Here is a 25,798-nt window from a genome sequence, read left to right as displayed (position 1 = left end):
AGATATTAAAACTTTATAAATCCTTAAATTTCTAAAAATTTATCTTAACCCTTAATCCAATATCAGCTGCATCAGCACCAAATCACGCCATTGTCCAAATTTTTGTCCTACTTCTGGCATATAACCGCTTTGCTTAAAGCCTAATTTTTCATGCAATACAATGGATGCTTTATTTTCATGATCAATTGCAGCGACCATAACGTGAATATGCTTCTGTTTTGCATGCTCAATCAATTTCAGCATTAAAGTTTTGCCTAAGCCTCGTCGTGCAAAGTCAGGATGGATAAACACAGAATGTTCAACGGTGTGTTTAAAGCCATGAATTTGGCGAAATGAAGAGTAATCAGCGTAGCCTGCAATTTTTTTAGATTCCACATCTTCAGCAATGAATAAAGGAAACTGTTGAGTGATGAGAGTGTTAAACCAATGATGAAAATCATCTAAAGACTTTTCTCTGTCATTCCAGGTCGCAGTTCCATTTAGAACTTCAGCATTATAAATATCCAGTATTTGTTCTAGATCGTGTGTTTGAGCGGGACGTATTTGAAAGTCCATTGCATATGCCGAATGAATAAATAGAGGTTTTATTTTAGAAATAATTCCATTTTAGGGCAATAAAAAAGCAAGACCGAAGCCTTGCTTTTTTGAGATGAACCAAACGTATTAGAAGTGGTATTTAACCAATGCGCTTACGTTGTTTTCATTGGCATTTTGAATACCGAATTTGTTGTTCCAAACTGAATGTTCAATACCGAGATATAAACGTGTGTCTGGAGAAATGTGTTTACCTGCATTCCATTTCCACTGAGTGGTCCAGTTCAGTTCGCTTGCATGAGCAACTGTATCTTTTTCAGCAGTAGACCAGTCAAGGAAACCATCAACAAGGAAGTCTTCAGAGCCTAATTTAAATGGCACACCATAAGTGAGTGTCATTTGATAGTCATCTTTTTGAAGTTCATTATTGGCACGATAGAAGTTTACACTCGCATATTGGAAATATGGAATATCTAGATCGAAGCCTACGCCGTATAAGAAGTTATCAAAGTTACTGAAATCATCGTTGTTTGCTTCCCAAGTCGTAGAAACCAACACGTCTTTTACTGGGCCAAACGCAAGTTTTTGACCAGTGACTTCACCCAAGCTTAAACGAGGTGATAATTCAAAATAAGTTGATTTATGGTCATCACCACCGCGCATACGGTCAGCAAAGAAGAATACATCTGCATATTTAACTTTGGCTGCATATTCAACAGTCATAGTGGTTTGCTGATCATCTATCACTTCATAGTTTTCACCATAAAGACCAGTCACGCTGAAGTCTTGCCAGATTGGCGCAGCTTGAGTGAGTGCAGCAGTTGAAGCCAATGTGCATGTAGCAAAAAAATGTGTAAGTTTCATTAAAAAAGATCTCCCCCGAGAAGCAAGCAAAGCATACAGATTCTTAAGTAAAAATAAAGCCAAAATTGATCAATGGTTCAAAAAAAATGTAACTCGCCCAGATATTCTTGAGGTTAAAATTACACTACAGCTTTTGATACTTAAAAAATACAGGCTGATAAAAAAAGCTAAAATGATGTTAGCCGTTACTTTTGATCAACAAAAAATAATATTAGATTTATCAAATAACTTGGCAAATAAAGTCGAATCACATAACTGCTATATGTATATTAAAAAAATATCAAAATACTACTTGCATATGCTTCGCTTAGACCCTTATATTCGAAGTATAAGGACACGATTCTGCAGACTCACAAGTGTTCATCGTTCAATGTGGAGGAATTCGTTCCAAACTAATTTGAAGATGTTTCGCGCTGTTTTTACAGCAAGTTTAAGCGTGCCAAGATAAGAAGTTTTGCACAAAAGATGTGAATAAAAGAGGATGAAATTATATGAACATTGAAATCCGTACAGATAAAAACATTCAAAATAGTGAACGTTTAATTACTTATGTTCGTGCAGAACTGAATGCAGAATTCCAACGTTATAGCGAACGTATTACTCATTTTTCAGTTCATTTTAGCGACGAAAATGCAGCCAAAGGTGGCGCAGATGATATTCATTGCATGATTGAAGCGCGTCCAGCAGGGTTGAAACCTGTGGTAGTGAATCATCATGGTCATAATATCGATACTGCCATACATGGAGCCATCGACCGCTTAAAACGCAGTCTGGAACATTTATTTGAGAAACTAGATGACCCTCGTGCTGCAGTGCCGGCATTTGCTGAAGCCAGAGATACCGAGGGTGCACAGGATTTAGAAGATTAGGCAGAAACGTGCTTGATTAGATAGGAAAAAAAGCTCTTCGGAGCTTTTTTTATGTGCAGATGTTATAAAAGAAAAATAAATAATAAATATGTCCGTTATACATTTAGCCAAAACAAATCAGCTTTTATTGGGCATAATAGTTTAAAACTGATTGAAGAGAGCTTTCTCCATGTTAACAGCGCAACAACAAGTCTTTGTACAGGCAATAGAAGAACTCGATCTTGCTCAAGTGCAACGCCTTTTGGCAGAAGGTCTCGACCCTAATTTTATTGATCCGGAAAAAGGTCCTGTCATTTCTGTCTGGTCAGACGGTTTGTTTAAATGGTGGGAACAGATTTGTGAAGCTTATGAAGCAGGTTCACCCTTATCTGAACAAGAAAAACAGCAAAATTTGGCGCTACATATTGAAATTTTAGAAGCGCTGATTCACGCCAAAGCCAATGTACATTTATGGGATGCTGAAGAACTGTATGGTCCATTATGGGATGCTGCCAGCGCTGCCTGTGTGCCTGCAGTGAAACGCTTACTCGATGAAAAAGTAGATCCGAATAGCAGAGATGAAGAAGGACTCACCATTTTATCTTCAATTAGCGATTTATTCTTTGATTGTGATTTTGATGAAATTAACTGGTCAGAAGCTTTGGCGGAAGAAAAACAAACCTTGGAATTGCTCCGCAGTCACGGTGCTAAAATGAGCAAAGAATTAACATAATTAGCGAGAAAAAAATGTCAGCAGTGAAAATAGTAGCTTTGATTGTTGCGGCAGGTTTCAGTATGAATACTCTGGCTGCTGAATTTTCCTTTGACCAGCCAGGGACAGGTTTCGGTACCGGTATTACCCCAGTCGGTCAATTGGCCTGGGAACAAGGTTTACCGAGTCTAAGCTACTCGGAAAGTAAAGATGAAAACGGCATAAAAGTTAAAAACACCACCTTAAATGCGGATATGTTGTTGCGTACCGGTTTGGCCAAAGACCTGGAGTTGCAATTGGGTTGGCAAGGTCCATCCTGGTCAAAAATGAAAACAGCAGGTCAGTCGGTTGAAGAAGATGGTTTGGGCGATGTCAGCATTGGTGTGAAAAAGGCCATTAATCTGGATGATGACAAGCTTTCTATGGCCATTTTGGCAGAAGCCATTGTTGCCACAGGTAATAACGGTTTCAGTAATGAAGATGATATTTACAGCCTGAGCTCTGCCGTAGCGTATGCAGCGACTGATCTCATTACCACTTCAATCACCATGCGTTATGAAGTCCAAAACAGTAATTGGGCAGTGACTGCCGTCCCAAGCATTGAATATAAAATTGCAGATAAATGGTCAGGTTTTTCTGAATTGGTTTATCGTAAAGCAGAAAGTGAAGATCATGAATATGCACTAGGTTCAGGTGTTATCTATGCACTGAATGACCGTGTGCAAATGGATGCCAGTGTGGGTGTTGACTTGAATGGCCAAGATAAAAGCTACCAGTCAGGTTTGGGTGTTTCATTCCTCTTTTAATTAAAAAATAAATGCATATGAAAAAGCATCTTCAAAATAGTGGGTTCTTGTTTTATTCTGCTGTGAGCGGATTTATCTGTAGCTTCATTTTATTGTTTTCAATGACTTTACAAGCACAAGATCAATTGCTCTCTGCAGAAGATGCTTTTTCTTTTTCAGTTGAATCCAATCGTGAGCATGAAGCACAACTGAATTGGAAAATCCCGGATCGTTATTATTTATATCAGCACAAATTTGAAGTCCAGCAAGGGGCTCAGAAACTTGCTTTAAAACTGCCTAAAGCCACCGATTTGTATGATGAAAACTATGGGCAAACCCAAGTTTATTTTCACAATGTCCAATTCAATATTCCGACCGAAGCATCAAAAACTTATCGGGTGACGTGGCAGGGCTGTGCCCAAGATCGTATTTGTTATCCACCACAAACAGTCGAGTTTCAGACCGATGTGGATGGCTTGGTGCTGCTGCAAAATCAGGCCAAATCCAGCAAACGGTTGCTCGATCTTTCCCAATCATCGAATAGTATAACAAGCACTAAGACACCTTTTTCAGCTGAACAAAAGACTTCAGAAAATGCTCAACTTCCAGTTGCGTTAGATACCGCTCAAGACCAAATGTGGTCGGAAAAACTGTCTGAAAATTCTTTATTTTACAGCTTATTGCTATTTTTCGGCTTAGGGATTTTACTGGCTTTCACGCCGTGTTCCTTGCCGATGTTACCGATTTTGACCTCGTTAATTGTACGGGATAGCAAGGGCCTAAAAGCCTGGATGATTGCTTTGGTCTTTGTCTGTAGCATGGCCATGGTCTATGCCATTTTAGGTTTAATCGCATCATCAGCAGGACTGAACTTCCAGCGCTGGTTACAACAGCCTTCCACACTGATTGCTTTTAGCGCGCTCTTTATCTTGTTCGCCCTGAATTTATTTGGCCTGTTTGAAATTAAATTACCGCAAGGCTGGGTCAATCGCCTAGATCAGGCCCAGTCGATACAAAAAGGCGGCAGCTTAATTGGTGCAGGCATCATGGGCATGATTTCGGCCCTGTTGGTTGGACCGTGCATGACCGCACCTTTAGCAGGGGCGTTGTTATTTATTTCCCAGACCCAAAGTCAGTGGCAAGGGGCATTATTACTGTTCATACTGGGTTTTGGCATGGGTACTCCCTTGCTTCTGGCCAGTGTGTTAGGTTCCAAGGTTCTGCCTAAAGCGGGGCTATGGATGCACCAGATTAAGGTGTTCTTTGCCTTTATCATGTTGGTCCTGGCACTGTATTTTATTCGTCCGTTAATTTCTGAAGCTTGGCTACAATGGTTAAGTTTGGGCTTAGGCATCATTTTTATTGCTTATTTAAGCCCTCGAATCATGCGACAAACCGCCCCATTCAAGTGGCTGTATATTTTGGCATTGCTCATGGTAGTTCCGTATCTGGCCTATACGCAGTATCAACACAGTCAACGCTTCTTTGTTAAAGAAAGCAGTACTCAGGCAACATGGCATGTGGCTAAAACAGCCGACGAATTTCAGCAGTTATTAACCAGTGCGCCCTCTGAGCAAAGTATTATTATTGATGTCTATGCCGATTGGTGCGTGGCATGCCAGCCGATTGAACATCGTGTCTTAAAATCAGCACAAGTGCAGCAAGCCTTGGCAGCGTATTTTCTGATTAAACTGGATTTGAGTGACTATGATGCAACGCATCAGGCATTGCTCAATCAATGGGATATTTTAGGTCCACCCACGTATTTATTCTTAAATTCAAAACAACAAGAAATTCGTGGTTTACGTTTAACCGGTGCATTTAGCGAAGCCGAATTACTGAAACAGCTCGATCTGTTTCAAAAGCATACAGGACAATAATTTTATGTATCAGCTGTATATTGCCAATAAAAATTATTCCAGTTGGTCAATGCGCCCGTGGTTGCTGCTGAAAGCATTTAATGTACCATTTGAAGAAATCATCATTCCCTTTCCTTCAGAACGAAATACAGGTCCATTTAAACAGGATGTTCTGGCGATTAATCCAAATGGTAAAGTTCCGGTGTTGCTGGATGATGGGTTGATGCTCTGGGATTCCTTGGCCATTTGTGAATATTTGGCAGAACAACATCCAGATCAGGCTTTATGGCCGCAAGATGTGAAACAGCGGGCACGGGCGCGTTGTATTACGGCGGAAATGCACAGTGGATTTGCCAGTTTACGCAATGCCTGTGGCATGAATATTCGCGCCCATTTAGCTGAGGTAGGCAAACGCTTGTGGCAGGACAATGCAGAGCTTCGTCAGGAGGTGGCACGTATCGAGCAGATTTGGTCAGAACGTCCAAACGGAAACGGTTTTTTATGTGGTGAATTTTCGATTGCCGATGGATTTTATGCACCGGTGGTGACGCGCTTAATGACCTATGCTTTGCCTGTAAGTGAATATACACGAAAGTATATGCAAATCATGCTGCAACATCCTGCAATGCAAGCCTGGATCGATGGTGCATTGCAAGAAGATGTCTGGGTGAATTATTTAGAGTCGTATCAACAGAAACCGCTTTAACACAGCTTGGCTTCACTCAAGAATTCTTCTTGATAGCATTTGACTTGATTACGGCCACAAGCTTTTGCTTCATACAATGCTTTATCTGCTTGGCTTAACAATTGCTGCGGTCTAAGTTGGGTATTCGATAATGCAATCCCAAAACTGGCTGTGACCTGAATCATCTCACCCAAGCCACTGATTAAATTCAGTTGTTGAATGGCTTGGCGACAACGCTCAGCAATAATTTGTGCTTGTTCTAAAGAAGAGTTATTTAGAATAAGAATAAATTCCTCTCCGCCAAAGCGCCCTACGACATCGCTGTCACGAATGATTTGGGAAAGCACTTCACTGACTTTAATCAGGGTTTCATCGCCTTTATCATGACCATATTGGTCATTAATCCGTTTAAAATGATCTAAATCAATTAATACCAATGCATAAGATGTGGTCGGTTTACGCTCTAATTTTTCCAGGCAATAGCTAATACTGCGACGGTTAAGCGCATTGGTCAGCGGGTCAATCTGACTTAAATGTTGGATTAATTTTTCTCTATGCCGCCATTGGCTGAGTAAAATTTCAAATAAAATTAAACAGGTAATCAAAATGGGTGCAATGAAATACATCATCGTGATAACCCAAAACATATTTTGGTAGGGCAGGCTGTTTAAGTAAAAGATCGGTGCGTAGGGAATGTGACCTTGCAAGCTTAAATAGCCACATAAGATCAAATATAGTGTGGCCGGAATCAATGCATAATAAACAATTTTACGGTTAAACAGCACTAGGCCTACAGTCACCAAACTGATGTAAGAGATCATGGTGGCGGGACTGAGAACCCCGACGACATAGCCATCCCGACATAATGAAATAACAAAAATGGCCACACATAAATAAGGCAACCACTGCTGTACCGCAGGTTTTTTTCGCCAGACGGAACACGGGTAAATCAGCCCAATAAAGACCATTAGAGAAAGGATGTTGAATCCAAGTTGAAGCTTGAGCAAAGGTAAATTTACCCAGTCCCATACCTCGGGTGAAAGAAGGACAAAAACTTTCCAGACAATCCAGATTACATGCACCAGACTTCCTAAAATAAGCATCAGGATGCATTTATTCAAGACACTCCAGTTCATTACGACTTCATCTTCTATCAGATATTTCGCAATTTTTTCTTTGAATGAGGAGGTGAGATTGGGTGAAAAGGTTGGCTTCATTCGATAGATATGACCTTTAGATCTTCAAATTATGTATTAATGATGAGTTGATCTGATTTATTTTTAATAATTCACAACATAGCACGTTTTTTTGTGAATAGTAATGCCTATATTTTGTACTTTTAGGTATAAAAATGCATTTTATCCGAATGTTTATTGTTCTAAATATAAAACAGTGTGTTGTGCATAAGGATATTATTCTATTTTTGTTGATCGATTAAACTGCGTTCATTGAATAAATAAACATTAAGGTTTTGAGCATGAAAGTTTTACATATCGATTCAAGTATTTTAGGTGATGCTTCAGTTTCACGCCAATTAAGCAAAGCAATTGTTGATCAATTACAGACTAAACACGCAGATTTAGCCGTGGATTATCTAGATTTAGCTGCACAGCCTATTCCTCATTTAACAGGTGCCATTTTAATGGGGCAAGATGCTGAACAAACTGAGTTAGGTGAAAAAATTATTCAGCAATATCTTGATGCGGATATCGTGGTGGTTGGTGCGGCGATGTACAACTTCGGTTTGACTTCAACGTTGAAAGCGTGGATTGACCGTATTAGCGTCGCTGGTAAAACATTTAAATATACTGAAAACGGTCCTGTCGGTCTGGCGGGCGAGAAAAAAGTTTATATCGCAAGTAGCCGTGGTGGGGTTTATGGTGAAAATAGCCCAGTCGATTTCCAGGAAGGCTTTTTGAAAACTGTATTTAACTTCACTGGTGTGAATGATGTCGAAATTATTCGTGCTGAAGGCGTGAATATGGGACCAGAGTTGAAAGACAAAGCAATTTCTAGTGCTTTAACTCAGGTACAAGCGCTGTAATTATTGAAAATATAAAGTATTCCTTTTGGGTCAGCTTCGGCTGACCTTTTTTATGCCCATCACTTTTTAACACCCAGATCTAATCCCGATCGAGTTGATGCGCAAATTCGGCCAGATCGGCCAAGGCCTGTTTCCCTTCATCAAACCAAGGATGAAACATCTGAAAGTTATGCCACATACCGGTATAAAGTTTATAGGTCAGATCTACACCTGCTTGTTGCGCTTTTTCTTTAAAGCGCTGCGCATCGTCCAATAAAATTTCTTTAGAACCGACTTGAACCAAGATTGGGGGTAATCCGCTTAAGTCTGCAAATAACGGTGAAATGGCAGGGTCTGCGGTATTCATAAATTTGGGTATGTAATAGTCAATGCCTGCTTCTAAAGTTTCAATGGAGAGTAAGGCATCGTGTTTACTGTTATAGCGCAGAGATTCACTGGTCAGGGTCAAGTCAAGAAAGGGTGATAGCAGTATCAGGCCACTAACTTGCGGAAGGCCTTCGTCACGGATTTTAAGGGCCAAGGTCAAAGCCAAATTGGCACCACAAGAGTCGCCCGATAAAATAATGTCTTTGGCTTGAATACCTTGACCTAACAAAGTGGTATAGATATCAAAAATCGCATCGCTGGCTTCAGGATAAACAGATTCGGGAGCTAAGGGATAGTCGACATGAAGCACCTGCATTTGTGTACGTGCAGCGACATGGGTTAAAAAGGCACGATGGGTTTTGAGTGAGCCCAAAAAGAATGCACCGCCATGAATGTGCAAAATGAGTTGCGAAGATTCACTTTGAGGTTTGATTTCTTCAGCGCGTAAACCTGCCAAGCGTAGCGGCCTGATTTGAACTTCTTTGCTGCTTGGAAAGGCACGACACATCTGCTCCAATGCAAAGCGTATCGAGTTGGGAGGCAAGTTAAATTGGCTGGGTTTACGGATGGTAGTTTTTAAGATGCTTTCTGTAATTAATTGTTTCCATAAAGGACTTATCTTCATGCTTTTTCCATCTTGTTATATCTTTTAGAGGATGACTGGATATTTACCAATTCAAGTTACAAGATTACACTAAATGGTCACACTGAAAAATTGCAAAAATGTTGTGACTTTTTAATACTAAGCCGTCTATACCAGACTAGGGAAACGAAAAAAAATGAAAAAAATTGCACTTGCATTAGGATTGCTCGGATTAACAGCTTTGGCTAATGCTGCTGATCCACTAAATGGTTCTGTTTGGAAAACGATTGATGACAAAACAAAACAACCGAAAGCGATAGTAAAATTTACTGAGCAAAAAAATGGCACATTATCTGCGAGTATTCAAAAGGTTTTAACACCAGGTGAAGAAAACGCATGTACAAAATGTGAAGGCCCATATAATAATAAATCTTTAAAAGGTCTAAAAATTGTTCATGGTCTTAAAAATGTGGGTGGTACAAGTTATGAAGAGGGAACAATTTTAGATCCTTCTTCAGGTAAAACCTACAGATTAAAAGGTCAAGTGGTTGAAGGTGGTAAAAAATTAGAGTTACGTGGTTTTATTGGTGTAGCGGTTTTAGGTCGTAACCAAACTTGGATTCGTGCAAACTAATTTCAAGCCAAAATAAAAACTAAGAAAAAGCCTAGTTGATATTCAGCTAGGCTTTTTTTATATGGGAGCTTGAATGTTTCAGTTTTACTTTAAAGCTCGGTAAGCAGCTTCATCATAACCCACGACATAACCTTGCTCAGTTGCGAGTACCGGGCGTTTAATCAAACTGCTATGCGTTGTTAAGGCAGTGATTAAGTTTGTTTCATTTTCAAGCGCCGTTTGTTGTTCTTCTGCGCTCAGTTTGCGCCAAGTGGTGCCTTTTTTATTCAGGATGAGATCTTGTCCGACTTCATCTAGCCATTTTTTTACAGTTTCAGCATCAATGCCTTGTTTCTTGTAATCATGAAATTCATACGCCAGCCCCAGTTCATTGAGCAGGTCGAATGCTTTCTTCATTGAACTACAATTTTTGATGCCATAAATTTTAAGCATAAGATGATCATTCCATTTTCGATTGCTGGATAGCCTAGCGAAAATTATCTAGAAGCTCTAGAGGGGAATGAAAAGTATTAAAACTAAAAACCAATGAAATGTCATGAAATTGACATTTAGATTTGCCAATATGGTGCTATAGATTAGAATAACTTTATGATTAAAAATATGGATTTAATAGATCCAGAAAAAGAGAAAACCCGCATTTAATCATCCTGATCATGCGGGTCTCATTTCAACGTCCATTGTCACATCCTTGCAAAATAAGCGACTGAAGTCGTTTATTCTGTTTCATCCTACGGCGTCCTGTCCTTTCGTGTCATCCTGACCTATCCCTTTGCCGTGAAGCTATAATGCACTTAAAATACGTCTATAAAAATACACAAACGCGTCAAGTGCTGTAGGTTTTTGGATGGTATTGAGTGAACAAATGTTCACTCAAATAGGTTCGATTGATTAGATTTTATAATCAATAACCACTGGGGCATGGTCGCTGAACCAGGTTTCTTTGTAGACCCAGGCATTGACAGTACGCTCTTTCCAGCCTGGAGAACAGGCTTGGTAATCAATTCGCCAACCGACGTTTTTGGCACGGGCTTGTCCGCGGTTGGACCACCAAGAATAAAGTTCCGCTTCCTTACGCACTTCACGGAAAGTATCGACATAACCCAGATCATCATAAATATGATCGAGCCAAGCACGTTCATGCGGTAAACAGCCGGAAGATTTTTGATTGCCCGACCAGTTTTTAATATCAATGCGTTTATGCACAATGTTGTAATCACCGCAGACAATGACCGATTTATCTTCATCACGCCATTGTTTTAAAATGTCTTGATACTGATCTAAAAAGTGGTCTTTACGGGCTTGGGCTTCTTCACCGGATGAACCTGAAGGTAAATAAAGGGAACAGATATGAACCGGTTTTTCCAAACCCAAGTCAAATTCAGCAGAAATAAAGCGCCCTTGAGAATCGGCTAATTCAAAACCCAAACCGTCAGTCACTGACACAAAAGGCAAGCGGCTATAAATCGCAGTACCTGCATAGCCTGCACGTTCAGCAGGGAACAGGTGGGTGTACCAACCTTCAGGTCTAAATTTTTCAGTCCACTGCGCATGCGTGATCCGGCTTTCCTGCATGCAGATGACATCGGCATCTGACTGTTCCATCCATTCAAGTAAGCCTTTGGTCACTGATGAACGTAAGCCATTTACGTTAATTGAAACGACTCTTAGAATTTTTTGATCACTTGGATAGCTACTCTTTGGTATCATGCGCAAGTCTTACCTCTATTTATGAATTTTGGAGCACCTCATGACCTCGCCAGCTCAATTTAACCCTCAAGCTTTTATCGAACTTGCATTATCACGTGGTGTGCTTAAATTTGGTGAGTTTACTTTAAAATCGGGTCGTGTGAGTCCTTATTTTTTTAATGCGGGTTTGCTCAATGATGGTGAAGCTTTAACGTTATTGGCTTCAGGCTATGCCGATAAATTAATAACTTGCGATAATGTTGAAGTGATTTTTGGACCTGCGTATAAAGGCATTCCATTTGTCGCTGCGACTGCTGTGGCATTGTCACAAAATCATGGCGTGAGCGTACCTTGGGGCTTTAACCGTAAAGAAGCTAAAGATCATGGTGAAGGTGGCGTGCTTGTTGGTGCTTCTGTTGAAGGTAAAAAAGTCTGGATCATTGATGATGTAATCACAGCGGGTACTGCGATTCGTGAAGTGGTCACTGTTCTTAAAAATGCCGGTGCGCAAATTGCAGGTGTGTTGGTTGCGTTAGACCGTCAAGAAAAAGGTCAAGGTAACTTGTCTGCAATCCAAGAAGTGCAAAAAGAACTCGAAATTCCAGTTCATGCGCTCATTACCATGAAAGATTTGATGGACTTTTTAGATGCTAAAGGTGACAAAGACGCTTTAGCGAAAATGGAAGCTTACCGTGTGAAATATGGTATTTAATGCTTAGATAGTTGAGAAGGGGGAAGCCAAGTGCTTCCTTTTTTATGATTTTAAGAAAGTGATCAATTATTAAAAAAACTCAAATGAAAAAGTGGGTTAGATTTGGTTCAATATTGGGAGATATTCATGACATTATTAGCGCTATTGTTTGGGAATACCCAGATTCAGTTTCTTTAGAGATCTTGCAATTCACAAAATTTAAATAAAAATTTAGTAAACTAAAAAAACTGAAATAAAACTTGGAATGATTTATTTAATTCTAGCGTGTATGCGAAGCAGTGTTTTAAACTCCAATAAAAAGGTCAACCTTCTTCAGAATAAATTAATTTCTATTTTAGATTTTTTGAATAAAAAACAGTTAAAAATTGCTGACTGTTAAAATTAATTATACAAAATGCATCTTGTTATCAGGTAAAAATAGTTGATTTTTCATCTATTTTTTTAACGGGTATAATTTTATGCATTAAGAGTATGAAATTTTTATAAATAAAAAAATTAAATTAAACAATATCTTATTTTTAGTTTAAAGCCTCAAAAACCCCCATTCAAACTTATTCGAATAAGTCAAAACTTACATAGATAAATGATTTTTATAAAACAAATTAATGTTAATTGTGTCATATATTTGTTTATTTAAGCTAATAAATTGGTATTTTTTGTGATAGATCATTTAACCATTAAAGTGATTTAATTTGCTTACAAACCAACAGTCAATACAAAAAAGAGGACTTTATCTAGACGTTGATGCTCTCATTCTTTTTGCAAAACATACTCGGAGAAGTGAATGAAGAGAGAGGGAGTTAACTTTAAAAGAGATTTAATCTCAAAATAAGCAATATAAGTTATGCAATAGATGTAGCTGTTACTAAATAAAATTTATTTATTGAAAATAATTTTAATGGCACCAATAAATTAAAGGGGTTAAGTCATGACAAAAAAGTACAATAAATTTTTATCTGCTACTGCAGATTTTAATTTAGAAAATTCTCCATATTATTGGATCACTCAAGTGCATGCTCAATATATACAAAATGTTGATCATGCATTAAAAAAATATGGTTTAGATAATTCTCGTCGTCGTATTTTACTGGCTTTAAAATCTAAAAATAAAGCGAGCGTATCTGATCTATCAGAAATGGTGATTTCTAAAATGTCGACAACCACCAAAATTGTTTACCGTTTAAAAGATGAAGGGTTGGTGGATACCTATTGTTGTGAAGATGATGGTCGAATTACTCGAGTTTTATTAACCGAGAAAGGACAGCAAATGATCCAAAAGATTAATGACCTGAGTCACATCGTTCTGGAAAAATCTTTTGATGGTTTAACACCCTTACAAATTGAAAAAATGTTAGAAAATCTTAAGCATATTTTCAAAAACCTAGCCCATTAAACTAAATTGAATCAAAAGAAGTTTAGAATTGTTTGCTGATTTATTTTTGTTTTAGAGGGATATGTATAATCCAATTTCACGTCAGGAAAAGAGGATATATTTTATATAACTCATCTTGGTCGTTATTGGATGGATTTGGCATGAGAATTTCTTCTTACTCAGATTTAAAAATAATCAGGAAAGAATATAAAAGATCAGCCCTATAAAAATAAAAATGCTGATCCTTTATGTGTATGACTTAATCAAATTCACGGAACACTCATTAGAGATTAGTTAAGCAATATAAATAATCGATAAAAAATCCGTTGCTATTATTTTTTATAACAGGCTCATTGTTGTAATTTTTTATATGGAATGTGTTAAGTGCAGAGTCTAAAATATTAACTTATTCAAAAGTTTAATTTGGAATATTTTTATCATAAATTTTTAATGTTTTTTTTTTGGTTTTCACAGCATTTATATTTGGAACTGTTTAGAAATTCTGCCGATGAAATTTGGCATATTTTTGTTATTTAAAGGGTTACTATACTTCCGTATAAATAAGTCATCTGGACCGATCATTTTCAGGCATTGCCGAATAAATTTACACTATCAAATGAGTCATAAATAACTCACTGAACCCCGATCGCTTATACAAAACCTACTCAATTTGTTCATCACACTTTTTACATTCCAACATCACGCCAAACTTCTCTTTCCGTCCTTGCTCCGTGATCACCCAAGGGCGGTTTTGCCAGGGTGGATTATGCCGGACATGCTGTGCATGACCACAGGCTAGGTCTGCGACCCAGTGACCTTCCTCATCCAAATGAAAACCAATAATTGCTTGTTGCATCAACTGCTCCTGAAACCACTTTATACAATCATATAAAAGCTTTACCAAAATTGAGAAAAAAGAAAGATTAAACTCCGTTATACTTTTCCCAATTTAAAAATACATGAGCAGATCGATATGCGCGTACTTGTTGTGATGGATCCCATCGAAAATGTAAACCTGAAAAAGGATTCCTCTATGGCGATGCTTTGGGCAGCCAGCCGTCGTGGACATGAGCTGGGTTATGCATTACAGCAAGATTTATATATCGAACAAGGGAAGGCATTTGGTCGAATTTCACCGTTGCAAGTGTTTGAAGACTACAACCATTACTTTGAATTGGGTGAAAAGAAAAAAGAATCGATTGCAGATTATGACGTGGTGTTGATGCGTAAAGACCCACCGTTCGACATGAACTTTGTCTATACCACTTATATTCTGGAACAGGCAGAACGTGAAGGTGCATGGATTATCAACAAGCCGCAAAGCCTGCGTGACTGTAATGAAAAATTATTCGCCACTCAGTTCCCTGAACTTCAGGTTCCTACTTTAGTCACCTCCCAAGAAAGTTTGATTCGAGAGTTTCTGAAAGAACAGGTAGATGTGATTGTAAAACCACTTGATGGTATGGGCGGTACAGGCATTTTCCGTTTATATCAAGATGGCATAAATATTGGTTCTACTATTGAAATGCTGACCCATAATGGTACTCAACCGATTATGGCACAGCGTTATATCCCCGAAATTGTTGAGGGGGATAAACGTATTTTAATGATTAATGGTGAACCTGTACCTTACTGTTTGGCACGTATCCCTCAAAATGGCGAAGTGCGTGGCAACTTGGCAGCAGGTGGTTTAGGTCAAGCACGTCCATTAAGTGAAAATGATAAAGCCATTGCTGCAAAAGTCGGTCCTTATCTCAGAGAAAAAGGTCTGGTTTTTGTCGGTTTGGATGTGATTGGTAATTACGTGACAGAAATCAATGTCACTAGCCCAACCTGTATTCGTGAAATTGATGATCAATTTGGGACATCTATTGCGGATGATTTATTTGATGTTTTAGAAGCAGGTCAAAAATAGGCCAGGTTTGATCAATGAAAATAACTCTAAACAAGATCAAAAGTTTTTTCAAGATGAGCGCACACAAGTTGCGCTCAATGAAATTAAAATCTTAGAAAGTAGGTAAGTGATATGCGACGGAGCCTCCGGTAGTGCAAACTAAATAACGGCAAAAGTGACAAGATACTTTTACGTTTATTTAATGGAATCATTACGAAATAAAAAGGAGTCCAATGTGGGCTCTTTTTTTAGCGAAGCTTCTAGGGCAGGAGGGTATTAAATTGATCAGCGGATCAAAAAAAAGGGCACAAAATTGGATAAAAAATGCATAAAATTGTATATTTTTCGTCGATTAATAATAAAACTAGTTTAAACTTTTAAATCTGTAGAAAAAAACAATGAAGTGCCTGTTGAAAAAAAGTAAATAACCTTTCACGGTTATACGTTTGTGATTACAATTGATCGCTTAAAATCGAATTTCGTTATCCATATTTTAGAATTGAAGAATTAGACTGTGACTGAAGCAACGCAAACAAAGCCCAAACATGTCATGATGATGGCCGCAGGTACTGGCGGGCATGTTTTTCCAGCACTCGCTGTTGCTAAAGAATTACAGCAACAAGGGGTACAGGTGTCTTGGCTTGCAACGCCAGCAGGCATGGAAAATCGTCTGTTAAAAAATCACAATATTCCAATTTATCAAATTGATATTCAAGGTGTACGTGGCAACGGTGTTGTGCGTAAATTATTGGCACCTTTAAAAATTTTAAAAGCAACTTTAAGTGCTATGCGCTATATGAAGCAGCTAAATATTGATGCTGTTGCAGGTTTTGGGGGGTATGTTGCAGGTCCGGGTGGCCTAGCTGCGCGTGCCTTAGGTATTCCGGTCATTATCCATGAGCAAAATGCGATTGCAGGTTTTACCAATACCCAATTATCCCGTATTGCTAAAACTGTGTGTCAGGCTTTTCCAGATACTTTCGCCGAAAGTGCAAAAATTGTGACCACAGGCAATCCTGTGCGCAAGGAAATTACTGAAATTTTAAATCCGTCTTGGCGTTATCAAGAACGTGAAAAAGCGGCGAAGCCTTTACAAATTTTAATTGTCGGTGGCTCATTAGGTGCACAAGCATTAAATGAACGTGTGCCGGAAGCATTGAAACAACTTGATGTGCCTATGCAGGTATTCCATCAGTGTGGTCAAAACCATCAGGATGCAACGCAAGCACGTTATAGTGATGCACCTGCAACCTTGCAAGTTGAAGTTCAGCCGTTTATTGAAGATATGGCTAAAGCCTATTCAGATGCTGATTTAATTATTTGCCGTGCGGGCGCATTAACCGTCACTGAAATTGCAACTGCGGGTGTGGCTGCGGTTTTTGTTCCACTGCCAAGTGCCGTGGATGACCATCAAACCGCAAATGCCAAATTCCTTGCGGGTATCAATGCTGCGAAAATTTGTCCGCAAGCCAGCATGACTGTGGATAGTCTAAAAGAATTGCTAACACCACTGATGAATCGCCAATTGCTGTCAGAAATGGCAGTCAAAGCACGTCAAAAAGCACAACCTGATGCAACCCAGCATGTGGTTCGTTTAATTCAAGAATTGTAAATTAGAGTGATATATGTCTCCATCTACTCCTGCTGAGCAAGCAAAAAAATTAATTAAAGTGCCTGAAATGCGCCGTATCAAACACATTCATTTTGTAGGGATTGGTGGTGCTGGTATGTGTGGCATCGCGGAAGTGCTCAAAAACCAAGGCTATAAAGTTTCTGGTTCAGACATCAAAGCGTCTAAAACGACTGCGCAACTTGAAGAAAATGGTATCAAAGTTTATATCGGTCATACGGCTGAAAATATCAAAGATGCCAATGTACTGGTCGTATCTACAGCAATTGATCCAGAAAACCCGGAAATCAAGGCAGCGATTGAAACCCGTATTCCTGTGGTTCGTCGTGCTGAAATGTTGGGTGAATTGATGCGTTACCGTCACGGTATCGCAGTGGCAGGTACACATGGTAAAACCACCACTACAAGTCTCATCACTTGTATGTTGGCGGAAGAAAACATGGATCCGACCTATGTGATCGGTGGTTTGCTGAATCGTACCGGTGTGAATGCTGCACTCGGTGCGAGCCGTTATATTGTGGCTGAAGCGGATGAATCTGATGCTACCTTCTTGCATTTGCATCCAATGGCGGCAGTTGTGACCAATATCGATGCCGATCATATGGACACTTATGGCGGTAGCTTCGATGTATTGAAAGATACTTTTGTACAATTCTTACAAAAACTTCCATTCTATGGTTTGGCAGTGGTTTGTGGCGATGATGCCAATGTCCGTGAAATCATGCCGCGTATTGGCCGTCCACTTTTAACCTATGGTTTTAACGAAGATAATGACATCCGTGCGGTCGATGTTGATCAAGACGGTATGCGCACTCACTTTACCGTGCTGCGTAAAAATCGTGAACCACTTCGTGTCACTGTAAACCAGCCGGGTCTGCATAATGTACTCAATGCCTTGGCAGCGATTGGGATCGCAACCGATGAAGGTGTTTCTGACGGCGCAATCTGCCGTGCATTGGAAGGTTTTAGTGGGGTAGGTCGCCGCTTCCAGGTACAAGGTGAATTTGAACTTGATGGTGGTAATGTCAAACTGGTCGATGACTACGGTCATCATCCTAAAGAAGTGGAAGCAACGATTAAAGCTGCGCGTCAAAGCCATCCTGATCGTCGCTTGGTGATGATGTTCCAGCCACACCGCTTCACGCGTACCCGTGACTGCTTCGATGACTTCGTCGATGTGTTGTCGCAAGTCGATCAATTGTTATTGCTGGAAGTGTATCCTGCCGGTGAAAAACCGATTGTCGGCGCGGACAGTCGCAGCTTGGCGCGTAGCATTCGTTTACGTGGCGATGTTGAGCCGATTTTGGTTGATCCTGTGGAAGGCAATTTACAAAATGCGGTGCAAAAAGTGTTACAAGCGAATGACTTGTTATTAACGCAAGGCGCAGGTAATGTGGGGGCTATCTCGATTGAGCTTGCACAAAATAAATTGTATTTAAAATAATCACTTTATGTGATTTTGAATTTGATTGTTCAGTTATAAAGTTTAAGGATATAAACGTGGCAAATGCTTCAGAATTCGGCAAAGTTGCCGTGTTGCTTGGTGGTAAATCGGCTGAGCGCGAGGTTTCTCTAGATAGTGGTAAAGCTGTACTTGAAGCATTGGTGCGCTCGGGTGTAAATGCAGAAGCTTTTGACCCGCAAGAACGTAGCGTGACTGAACTGGTCAACTATGACCGTGCATTTATTGTGTTGCACGGTCGTGGCGGAGAAGATGGTCAAATTCAAGGTGCATTGGAATGGTTGAATCTTCCATATACCGGTACCGGTGTACAAGGTTCCGCCATTGGTATGGATAAAGTCAAAACCAAGCAGGTGTGGCAAGGTTCAGAACTGCCTACTGCACCTTACCGTATTGTGACCAAAGATTCTGATTTGAATGCTGTTGTAGACAGTATCGGCTTGCCATTCATTATCAAACCGGTACATGAAGGCTCAAGTATCGGTATGAGCAAAGTTGAACATATTGAAGACTTTGCGCTAGCGATTGAAAAAGCCACTGAACATGATGCAGTAGTGATGGCTGAAAAATGGATTAGCGGTCGTGAGTTCACGATTGTAATTCTGAATGGTCAGGCGCTTCCTGTGATTCGTCTTGAGCCACCAAAAGATGTGGCTTTCTACGATTATGAAGCCAAATACAATCGTAACGATGTGCAGTATGGCATTCCTTGCGGTCTATCGGAAGATGATGAAAAACGTTTACAAGCCTTGTCTTTACGCGCTTTCCAAGCCGTTGGTGCAAGCGGTTGGGGACGTATTGATGCGATGCAGGATGAACATGGCAACTTCTGGTTGTTAGAAGTGAACACAGTTCCAGGCATGACCAGCCATTCATTGGTACCTAAAGCTGCGAAAGCGGTGGGGTATAGCTTTGATGAGCTTTGCGTTGCCATTTTGGAACAAACTTTGACAGGTGTGGCTCACTAAACTATGGCTCAACTTCCTGCTTCAATGCGCCGTAAACGAGCAGCAATCACATCAATACATGACAAGCCACCAACGCGTAAGGAAAAGCTTGCGAATGTCGGTGGCTGGTTATTATTGCTGGTTGCACTCATGGTATTGGCTGTAGGGGTCTATGGTTTATATACAGTCATGACCGATGCACATGTCGCGGAACTCAATGTTGTGGGTACGCGTTCAGACGCAGAAAATAGTCAGGTCATGAAGCATGTTACGCCAGCAGTAACAGCGAATTATTTTACCTCTGATTTGGAACAAATTCGAGATCAGGCGCTAGAGTTGTCTTGGGTCGATCGCGTGGTGGTCTCGCGTGCGTGGCCCAATTCAATTCGGGTACGGGTGATGCCACGTCATGCCATTGCGCGTTGGGGAACTGGACGACTGTTGAGCGATAGTGGCGATATTTTTGCAGAAGTGATTCCGCAAAATAATCAAAAATTACCCTTGCTGCACGGTCCGGCTTCTCAATCCAAAATGATGATGCGTCGCTACAATGAAATTAATCAGTTATTCCTGCCGGTCAATGTTCGTTTAAAAGAATTATATTTAACAGAACGTATGACCTGGTTTATGCAGTTTGATTCGGGTTTACGCATTATTGTGGACCAAGATCAGACCATGAGTAAACTTCAACGCTTGAGTCATCTGGCACAAAGTGATTTAAAACCAGTTTGGTCTAAAATTTCGTCAATTGACTTACGTTATCGAAATGGATTGGCGATACAATGGAAGAATTCAGCACCACCTAATATTGTAAATGGTCATTTTGTTGTAACGATTGATGACACAAGCATTGCAGATGTAAGAACGGTAAAGCCATAATTGAGCGGCTTTATATAAAATAGAGGCTTATGGCCATAAATTAACCAAACATGTAATGGTAGTAGTAGATAATGAATGAAGCTGTTCCCTCGGTTGTTGCGATTGACATTGGGACACACAAAGTTTCAGTTTTGATTGGTAAGGTACATGCGCCAGACAATATCCAAGTGATTGGGATGGCAACAGCTCGTAACCGAGGCATGAATAAAGGGAAAATTGTAAGTCTCGATAAAGTCATCACTGCAATTAAAAATGCCGTACAAGAAGCAGAAGATATGGCTGAATGCCGGGTGCATTCCGCTTGGATTTCGATTCCAAGTGCAGAATTAAAAAGCTTTTATGCATCAGGTCGCACACCCATTGAAAATAGCGACCATACAATTACAACAAGTGAAGTTGTACGTGCGTTAGAGTTGGCTAAAGCCAGTCATTTGACCTCTGACCACTATTTGGTGAGTGCAGTACCGTTAGGCTTTGAATTGGATGATTCGGCAGAATGGGTACAAAATCCGATTCGCATGTCTGCACATAGTATGATCGGACATTATCAGTTGATGATGCTGCCGATCAGTACCATGCAGAATCTGGATCGTGCGCTTAAAGGTGCCAATATTGGTGTCGAGAAAATGGTGGTGTCCTGTTTGGCAACTGCTGAAGCAAGTCTACTCAAAGATGAAAAGGAGTATGGCGCATGCTTAGTGGATATTGGTGCGGGTACGACCAATATTGCAGTCTATCTAGATGGTCGTCTGGCATTGACGCATACTTTGCAACGTGGTGGTGAGCATGTTACGCGTGACATTGCAGCAGTCTTGCAAACCACGACGGAAGAAGCGGAACGAATTAAGTTATTGTATGGTTGTGTTGATCTGAAAGTGGTGAAACCCGATCATATGATTCAATTCCAGGGCATTGATGGTCCACAAACCATCAGTCGTATTGAATTGGCAGAAATTATTATTGCGCGTTATGAAGAAATTTTGACTCAAGTTCATCAAGAGTTACAACGCAACGGTGCAATTCATGGTTTATATCATGGTGTGGTACTAACAGGTGATGCAAGCCAAATCGAAGGAATGGTGAATCTGGCACGTCAGATGTTAGGGGTTTCAGCACATTTGGGAAATCCACCGGTACAGGTATATGCTGAAGAGCAAAATCAGGCTGCTTTGCGTCGTTCGCAATATGCAACAGCAGCAGGATTATTGATGTTTAGTCAAAGTGACACGCAAGATACTATTGTAGAATCTACGGATCCTGAAAAACTGTCTGTTTTTAAGCGAGTAGGTCGAGCATGGTCGGCATTAAATAATCAGTTAAAATCGATATTTTAAGTTGAATTTATTGGGAATATTGTTAGGAAGTTGTACGTCTAACGGCTTGGACTTGACAAGCGTGTAGTTGAACAGCATCCTAAAACATAATTTTTTATTAAGATCAAGGCAGTATACGGGCTTAAGTGACTGCCAATTACGAATTAGGAAATCCAAAGGTCATGGCCTCATTTGAATTTTTAGAAGATGATCAAAACGATAGCAACGGTCAAGCCCGTTTCACTGTGTTTGGTGTAGGTGGTGCTGGTGGTAATGCTGTACAACATATGCTTGAGTCAGATATTCAGGGTGTAAAATTTGTTTGTGCCAATACGGATAAACAAGCTTTAGATCGTATGAATGCCCAATTCAAAATCCAGTTAGGCGAGCAAAGCACGCGTGGTTTGGGTGCAGGGGCAAATCCTCAAGTGGGTCAAACTGCTGCTGAAGAAAGCCGTGAAATCATTCGCCAACATCTGGAAGGTACAGACATGGTGTTTGTGACTGCTGGTATGGGCGGTGGTACAGGTACCGGTGCTGCGCCAGTGGTTGCTGAAATTGCCAAAGAAATGGGCATTTTGACAGTCGGTGTGGTGACTACGCCTTTCAACTTTGAAGGGAAACGTCGCCAGCAATCAGCTGAAAAAGGCATTGAAGCTTTAGAAGCACATGTTGATTCTTTAATCATTATTCCTAACCAGCGTTTGCTTAAAGTATTCCGCGATATTTCAATGAAAGACGCGTACAAAAAAGCAGACGATGTATTGCTTAATGCAGTACGTAGTATCTTTGATCTTGTGGTTCGCCCAGGTCACATCAACCTTGACTTTGCCGATTTGAAAACTGCCATGAGTACTCGTGGTTATGCCATGATGGGTGTGGGTTCAGGTCGTGGTGAAACACGTGCCCGTCAGGCGGCTGAACAAGCGATTCGTAGTCCATTGCTAGATAACGTAACTATCATGAATGCCAAAGGTATTTTGATTAACGTGACCGGTGGTGATGATGTGACTTTCGGTGAAATTGAAGAAATTACCGATGTAGTCAATCAAATTGTCGATTTGGATGAAGGTCAAGTATTCTACGGAACTGTATTTGATCCAGATGCTCGCGATGAACTGAGTGTAACCGTGATTGCAACAGGTTTAACCCGTAATTCAGCAGATTCTGCTGATACGGTGAAACGTCCATCTGCACAGTCTGCAACACGTCCTGCAAATAATCATGTTGCGCATGCTGTGGTTGAAGATGATGATGTGCCAGCCATTCAGCGTCAACAAAATGAAGCCGGTACAACTGCTGCTCCAGCAGTGGGTACAGCACGTCCATCACCAATGAGCATTCAAGATTACTTGAAAAATCAGCAACGTAAATAAACTTTATTTTTAAAGTTTTAGTTGGTGTGTTTACAAAAGGTAGTAGCAATACTACCTTTTTGTTTTTTAACAATGGCTAAATATGCTAACGTATAGCGGTTTGATGAGCAGATGATAGAAAAAACATGTTGAAACAACGAACCCTAAAACGTGTCGTGAAAGCGAGCGGTATCGGTCTTCATAGTGGGCAAAAAGTCTTGATTAACTTTGTGCCACACCATGTGGATGGGGGAATTGTATTTCGACGTATCGATTTAGATCCACCTGTGGATATTCAAGCCAATGCCATGCTGATTCAAGAGGCATTCATGTGCTCTAACTTGGTTCAGGAAAATGCCAAAGTCGGTACTATTGAACATGTCATGAGTGCGATTGCAGGGTTAGGCATTGATAATTTGATTATCGAAGTCTCTGCCTCAGAAGTGCCGATTATGGACGGTAGTGCCGGCCCATTTATTTACTTGCTAATGCAAGGGGGGTTGGCTGAACAAAATGCGCCGAAAAAATTTATAAAAATTTTAAAACCGGTTGAAGCTTTGATTGATGATAAACGTGCTGTGTTCCGTCCGCACGAAGGTTTCCAGCTCAACTTCACCATTGATTTTGATCACCCTGCATTTAAAAAAGAATACCAGTCCGCAACCATTGACTTTTCAACTGAAACTTTTGTTTATGAAGTCAGTGGAGCACGCACTTTTGGTTTTATGAAAGATTTAGACTATCTGAAAGCCAATAATCTAGCGTTAGGTGCAAGCTTGGAAAATGCGATTGGAGTAGACGAAACAGGCGTGGTGAATGAGGAAGGACTTCGTTTCTCGGATGAGTTTGTACGCCACAAAATTTTAGATGCAGTTGGGGATTTATACCTACTGGGGCATCAAATTATTGCAAAGTTTGATGGCTATAAATCGGGTCATGCCTTAAATAATCAATTATTACGCAATGTTAAAAGCGATCCAACCAATTACGAAATTGTAACATTTGATGACGAAACGCAATGTCCAATTTCTTATGTGAGTGTGACATAAGTCATTGTCTCTTAATGCTAGTGTTATAATATAACAAATGTGTTTGTTAAACAGTTCACAGAATTTTTGACTGATTTCAAAGACATCAAAGTGTCGGTTACTTTTTATTGCTTGCCAAACGTAGCATTGCTTGGCTAAGCTTAGGGTCGCTCACAAAGTCAGCAGCACCACGAATTAAATCTTGGGTATCTGGACTAAGGGATCTGGTCAGAGATTCAGGCTTGAGGGGTGTTTGGGTTTGAATTCTTAAACGAACTTGCAGTTTATGCAAATCTTTAAATTCAGACAATTGTAATAATTGGGCTATATATTGCTTTTGAAGATATGCCAGTTGACTAATCATAGCTTGATTTGCACCGGTAATCGTCAAAATGCCATTTTCATAACATACAACTTGCCATTGCTCTGGTTGGGGCAATAGCGGTTGAACAAGTTTTGTAAGTTTCTGCCATGCAGCAACTTGTGTAGAGAGAAACGTAAAGTTTCCTGTTTTTAAGTGTTTTCTTGTTTGTTGAAAGAGCTTTACCGGTTCAGACATACATTGTTCCTTCATATTTGTGTCTTATCTTATGCGCTCCTTTCAGTAGATATCAAGGAAGAGATCACGCAAGGACATTGACTAAGAACAGTTAAAAGAGGTTTTTTATGCATACGCGACGTATTTTATTAGCGTTTTCATTGGCAGCATCTGCTGCATCTGTAGCTTTTGCTGATTTAGTAGAACTAAATTCTAATGACGTATCAACAGATCGTCTTGAACAATTGACCCGTACTTTAGCGCAAGGGTCTTATGCAGAATCAAATGATATTGATCTTCCTGCTGAAACCAAAATGAGCGTTAAATTACGTGAAAAAACTGTTGAATTGAACAATGAATCGCTCGCCAAAAAATACGGTTCGAGCACCTCTAAAAGCTATTCTAACAATGCTTACTCTTGGTTGGTAGCCCATCCTCTTCCTGACATGAAACGCGTTAGCTCATCTTATGGTGGTCGTACCATGGGTGGACGTGCGGAAAACCATTCAGGTTTAGATATGTCTGCACCGAGTGGTACTGCTATTTATGCAACTGGCCCCGGTGTAGTTACCAAATCTGGTTGGGGCACTGGTTATGGTCAGTATGTGGAAATTAACCACGGCAATGGCTACCTGACTCGCTATGCACATGCTTCCCGTCTGATTGCGCGTGTCGGTGATCGGGTGCAAGCCGGTGAGCATATTGCCAATGTAGGCTGTACTGGTCGTTGTACCGGTCCGCATTTACATTATGAAGTAGTTAAAGACGGTGAGCGTAAAAACCCTTCAGCATATTTAGCGATGTTGCCATAAGATTGAGTATGACAAATTCTTAAAACCCATTCTGTCGATTTTAATTTAAAGAGTTGTAACGATCGTTAAAGAGTGTGGTAATTCATTTAAAGAGTAGAGTAAAAAGCCGCTATAACTTTTAAGTCTTATATTATCACTGTACAGAATACTTATATTATCACTGTACAGAATACTTATTGTATAAAAAACCGCCTTTATTGGCGGTTTTTTGTTTTATTGCGTAAAGAATGGTCAATAGGTATTTATTATCTAAATA

26 protein-coding genes are annotated in these 25,798 nt (G+C 40.1%); 18 read left to right on the top strand and 8 right to left on the bottom strand.

Annotated elements, in window-relative coordinates; translation table 11 throughout:
- Window positions 1–51: 51 nt before the first annotated feature.
- On the bottom strand, window positions 52–555 hold the full coding sequence (locus tag E0409_RS04865; RefSeq protein ID WP_131288395.1) for a GNAT family N-acetyltransferase: 504 nt from the start codon (window positions 553–555) through the stop codon (window positions 52–54).
- A 108-nt stretch (window positions 556–663) separates the two neighbouring features.
- Window positions 664–1,398 (bottom strand): outer membrane protein OmpK, encoded by a 735-nt coding sequence (locus E0409_RS04860; RefSeq protein WP_131288392.1) that lies wholly within the window; start codon window positions 1,396–1,398, stop codon window positions 664–666.
- A gap of 491 nt (window positions 1,399–1,889) precedes the next feature.
- On the opposite strand from E0409_RS04860, the gene E0409_RS04855 reads away from it, so the two are divergent.
- The 5 genes from E0409_RS04855 (at window position 1,890) to E0409_RS04835 (ending at window position 6,308) form a co-directional block, all read left to right on the top strand.
- The gene (locus tag E0409_RS04855; protein ID WP_131288389.1) at window positions 1,890–2,267 is read left to right on the top strand and encodes an HPF/RaiA family ribosome-associated protein; all 378 of its coding nucleotides are present in this window, start codon (window positions 1,890–1,892) and stop codon (window positions 2,265–2,267) included.
- Between the two features lie 169 nt (window positions 2,268–2,436).
- Window positions 2,437–2,979: an ankyrin repeat domain-containing protein gene (locus tag E0409_RS04850; protein WP_131288386.1), complete on the top strand. Its 543-nt coding sequence runs from the start codon at window positions 2,437–2,439 to the stop codon at window positions 2,977–2,979.
- Window positions 2,980–2,993: 14 nt separating this feature from the next.
- On the top strand, window positions 2,994–3,764 hold the full coding sequence (locus E0409_RS04845) for a transporter (RefSeq protein WP_131288383.1): 771 nt from the start codon (window positions 2,994–2,996) through the stop codon (window positions 3,762–3,764).
- Between the two features lie 17 nt (window positions 3,765–3,781).
- Window positions 3,782–5,623, top strand: a complete 1,842-nt coding sequence (gene dsbD, locus E0409_RS04840) for a protein-disulfide reductase DsbD (protein WP_502699791.1) — start codon at window positions 3,782–3,784, stop codon at window positions 5,621–5,623.
- Window positions 5,624–5,627: 4 nt separating this feature from the next.
- On the top strand, window positions 5,628–6,308 hold the full coding sequence (locus E0409_RS04835) for a glutathione S-transferase family protein (protein WP_131288375.1): 681 nt from the start codon (window positions 5,628–5,630) through the stop codon (window positions 6,306–6,308).
- On the opposite strand, the gene E0409_RS04830 is transcribed toward E0409_RS04835, so the two are convergent.
- Window positions 6,305–7,504 (bottom strand): GGDEF domain-containing protein, encoded by a 1,200-nt coding sequence (locus tag E0409_RS04830; protein ID WP_131288373.1) that lies wholly within the window; start codon window positions 7,502–7,504, stop codon window positions 6,305–6,307. The genes E0409_RS04835 and E0409_RS04830 overlap by 4 nt on opposite strands.
- Window positions 7,505–7,764: 260 nt before the next feature.
- Here E0409_RS04830 and E0409_RS04825 point away from each other — a divergent pair, with 260 nt between their 5' ends.
- The gene (locus E0409_RS04825; RefSeq protein WP_131288370.1) at window positions 7,765–8,331 is read left to right on the top strand and encodes an FMN-dependent NADH-azoreductase; all 567 of its coding nucleotides are present in this window, start codon (window positions 7,765–7,767) and stop codon (window positions 8,329–8,331) included.
- 79 nt (window positions 8,332–8,410) lie between these two features.
- Here E0409_RS04825 and E0409_RS04820 read toward each other — a convergent pair whose 3' ends face one another.
- Window positions 8,411–9,322: an alpha/beta hydrolase gene (locus E0409_RS04820; RefSeq protein WP_131288367.1), complete on the bottom strand. Its 912-nt coding sequence runs from the start codon at window positions 9,320–9,322 to the stop codon at window positions 8,411–8,413.
- Window positions 9,323–9,476: 154 nt separating this feature from the next.
- Between E0409_RS04820 and E0409_RS04815 the strand changes: the two genes are divergently transcribed.
- The gene (locus E0409_RS04815) at window positions 9,477–9,914 is read left to right on the top strand and encodes a DUF2147 domain-containing protein (RefSeq protein ID WP_131288364.1); all 438 of its coding nucleotides are present in this window, start codon (window positions 9,477–9,479) and stop codon (window positions 9,912–9,914) included.
- An 84-nt stretch (window positions 9,915–9,998) separates the two neighbouring features.
- On the opposite strand, the gene E0409_RS04810 is transcribed toward E0409_RS04815, so the two are convergent.
- Entirely contained in the window at window positions 9,999–10,346 is a 348-nt protein-coding gene (locus E0409_RS04810; protein WP_131288361.1) for a Spx/MgsR family RNA polymerase-binding regulatory protein, read from the bottom strand.
- Window positions 10,347–10,802: 456 nt separating this feature from the next.
- Window positions 10,803–11,621, bottom strand: a complete 819-nt coding sequence (locus E0409_RS04805; RefSeq protein WP_131288523.1) for an exodeoxyribonuclease III — start codon at window positions 11,619–11,621, stop codon at window positions 10,803–10,805.
- Between the two features lie 40 nt (window positions 11,622–11,661).
- Between E0409_RS04805 and pyrE the strand changes: the two genes are divergently transcribed.
- A complete protein-coding gene (gene pyrE / locus E0409_RS04800; protein WP_131288357.1) occupies window positions 11,662–12,312 on the top strand; it encodes an orotate phosphoribosyltransferase in 651 nt (216 codons plus the stop codon).
- Window positions 12,313–13,240: 928 nt separating this feature from the next.
- Window positions 13,241–13,705, top strand: coding sequence for a MarR family winged helix-turn-helix transcriptional regulator (locus E0409_RS04795; protein ID WP_131288354.1), 465 nt, complete (start codon window positions 13,241–13,243; stop codon window positions 13,703–13,705).
- 640 nt (window positions 13,706–14,345) lie between these two features.
- Here E0409_RS04795 and E0409_RS04790 read toward each other — a convergent pair.
- Window positions 14,346–14,540, bottom strand: coding sequence for a DUF3565 domain-containing protein (locus tag E0409_RS04790; RefSeq protein WP_131288351.1), 195 nt, complete (start codon window positions 14,538–14,540; stop codon window positions 14,346–14,348).
- Window positions 14,541–14,657: 117 nt separating this feature from the next.
- Between E0409_RS04790 and gshB the strand changes: the two genes are divergently transcribed.
- From gshB to lpxC, 8 genes are all read left to right on the top strand, one after another.
- Window positions 14,658–15,599: a glutathione synthase gene (gshB, locus tag E0409_RS04785; RefSeq protein WP_131288348.1), complete on the top strand. Its 942-nt coding sequence runs from the start codon at window positions 14,658–14,660 to the stop codon at window positions 15,597–15,599.
- A gap of 493 nt (window positions 15,600–16,092) precedes the next feature.
- A complete protein-coding gene (gene murG / locus E0409_RS04780) occupies window positions 16,093–17,190 on the top strand; it encodes an undecaprenyldiphospho-muramoylpentapeptide beta-N-acetylglucosaminyltransferase (protein WP_131288345.1) in 1,098 nt (365 codons plus the stop codon).
- 13 nt (window positions 17,191–17,203) lie between these two features.
- Window positions 17,204–18,652 carry a UDP-N-acetylmuramate--L-alanine ligase gene (murC, locus tag E0409_RS04775; RefSeq protein ID WP_131288342.1) on the top strand — a complete coding sequence of 483 codons (1,449 nt, stop codon included), beginning with the start codon at window positions 17,204–17,206 and terminating at the stop codon, window positions 18,650–18,652.
- Between the two features lie 56 nt (window positions 18,653–18,708).
- Complete coding sequence (locus tag E0409_RS04770; RefSeq protein WP_131288339.1) at window positions 18,709–19,638, top strand: D-alanine--D-alanine ligase; 930 nt, start codon at window positions 18,709–18,711, stop codon at window positions 19,636–19,638.
- Between the two features lie 3 nt (window positions 19,639–19,641).
- Complete coding sequence (locus E0409_RS04765; RefSeq protein WP_131288336.1) at window positions 19,642–20,496, top strand: cell division protein FtsQ/DivIB; 855 nt, start codon at window positions 19,642–19,644, stop codon at window positions 20,494–20,496.
- 71 nt (window positions 20,497–20,567) lie between these two features.
- Window positions 20,568–21,830: a cell division protein FtsA gene (gene ftsA / locus E0409_RS04760; RefSeq protein WP_131288333.1), complete on the top strand. Its 1,263-nt coding sequence runs from the start codon at window positions 20,568–20,570 to the stop codon at window positions 21,828–21,830.
- Window positions 21,831–21,991: 161 nt separating this feature from the next.
- The gene (gene ftsZ, locus E0409_RS04755) at window positions 21,992–23,185 is read left to right on the top strand and encodes a cell division protein FtsZ (RefSeq protein WP_131288330.1); all 1,194 of its coding nucleotides are present in this window, start codon (window positions 21,992–21,994) and stop codon (window positions 23,183–23,185) included.
- 125 nt (window positions 23,186–23,310) lie between these two features.
- A complete protein-coding gene (gene lpxC, locus E0409_RS04750) occupies window positions 23,311–24,213 on the top strand; it encodes a UDP-3-O-acyl-N-acetylglucosamine deacetylase (RefSeq protein WP_131288327.1) in 903 nt (300 codons plus the stop codon).
- A 97-nt stretch (window positions 24,214–24,310) separates the two neighbouring features.
- Here lpxC and E0409_RS04745 read toward each other — a convergent pair whose 3' ends face one another.
- A complete protein-coding gene (locus E0409_RS04745; RefSeq protein WP_131288325.1) occupies window positions 24,311–24,751 on the bottom strand; it encodes a DUF721 domain-containing protein in 441 nt (146 codons plus the stop codon).
- Between the two features lie 107 nt (window positions 24,752–24,858).
- On the opposite strand from E0409_RS04745, the gene E0409_RS04740 reads away from it, so the two are divergent.
- On the top strand, window positions 24,859–25,542 hold the full coding sequence (locus tag E0409_RS04740) for a M23 family metallopeptidase (RefSeq protein WP_131288322.1): 684 nt from the start codon (window positions 24,859–24,861) through the stop codon (window positions 25,540–25,542).
- Window positions 25,543–25,798 lie beyond the last annotated feature (256 nt).

This window comes from Acinetobacter sp. ANC 4862, from assembly GCF_004336635.1.
GTDB lineage: Bacteria > Pseudomonadota > Gammaproteobacteria > Pseudomonadales > Moraxellaceae > Acinetobacter.
Note: the sequence above shows the minus strand (reverse complement) of the source record. Positions and strands in the feature narration are given on the sequence as shown.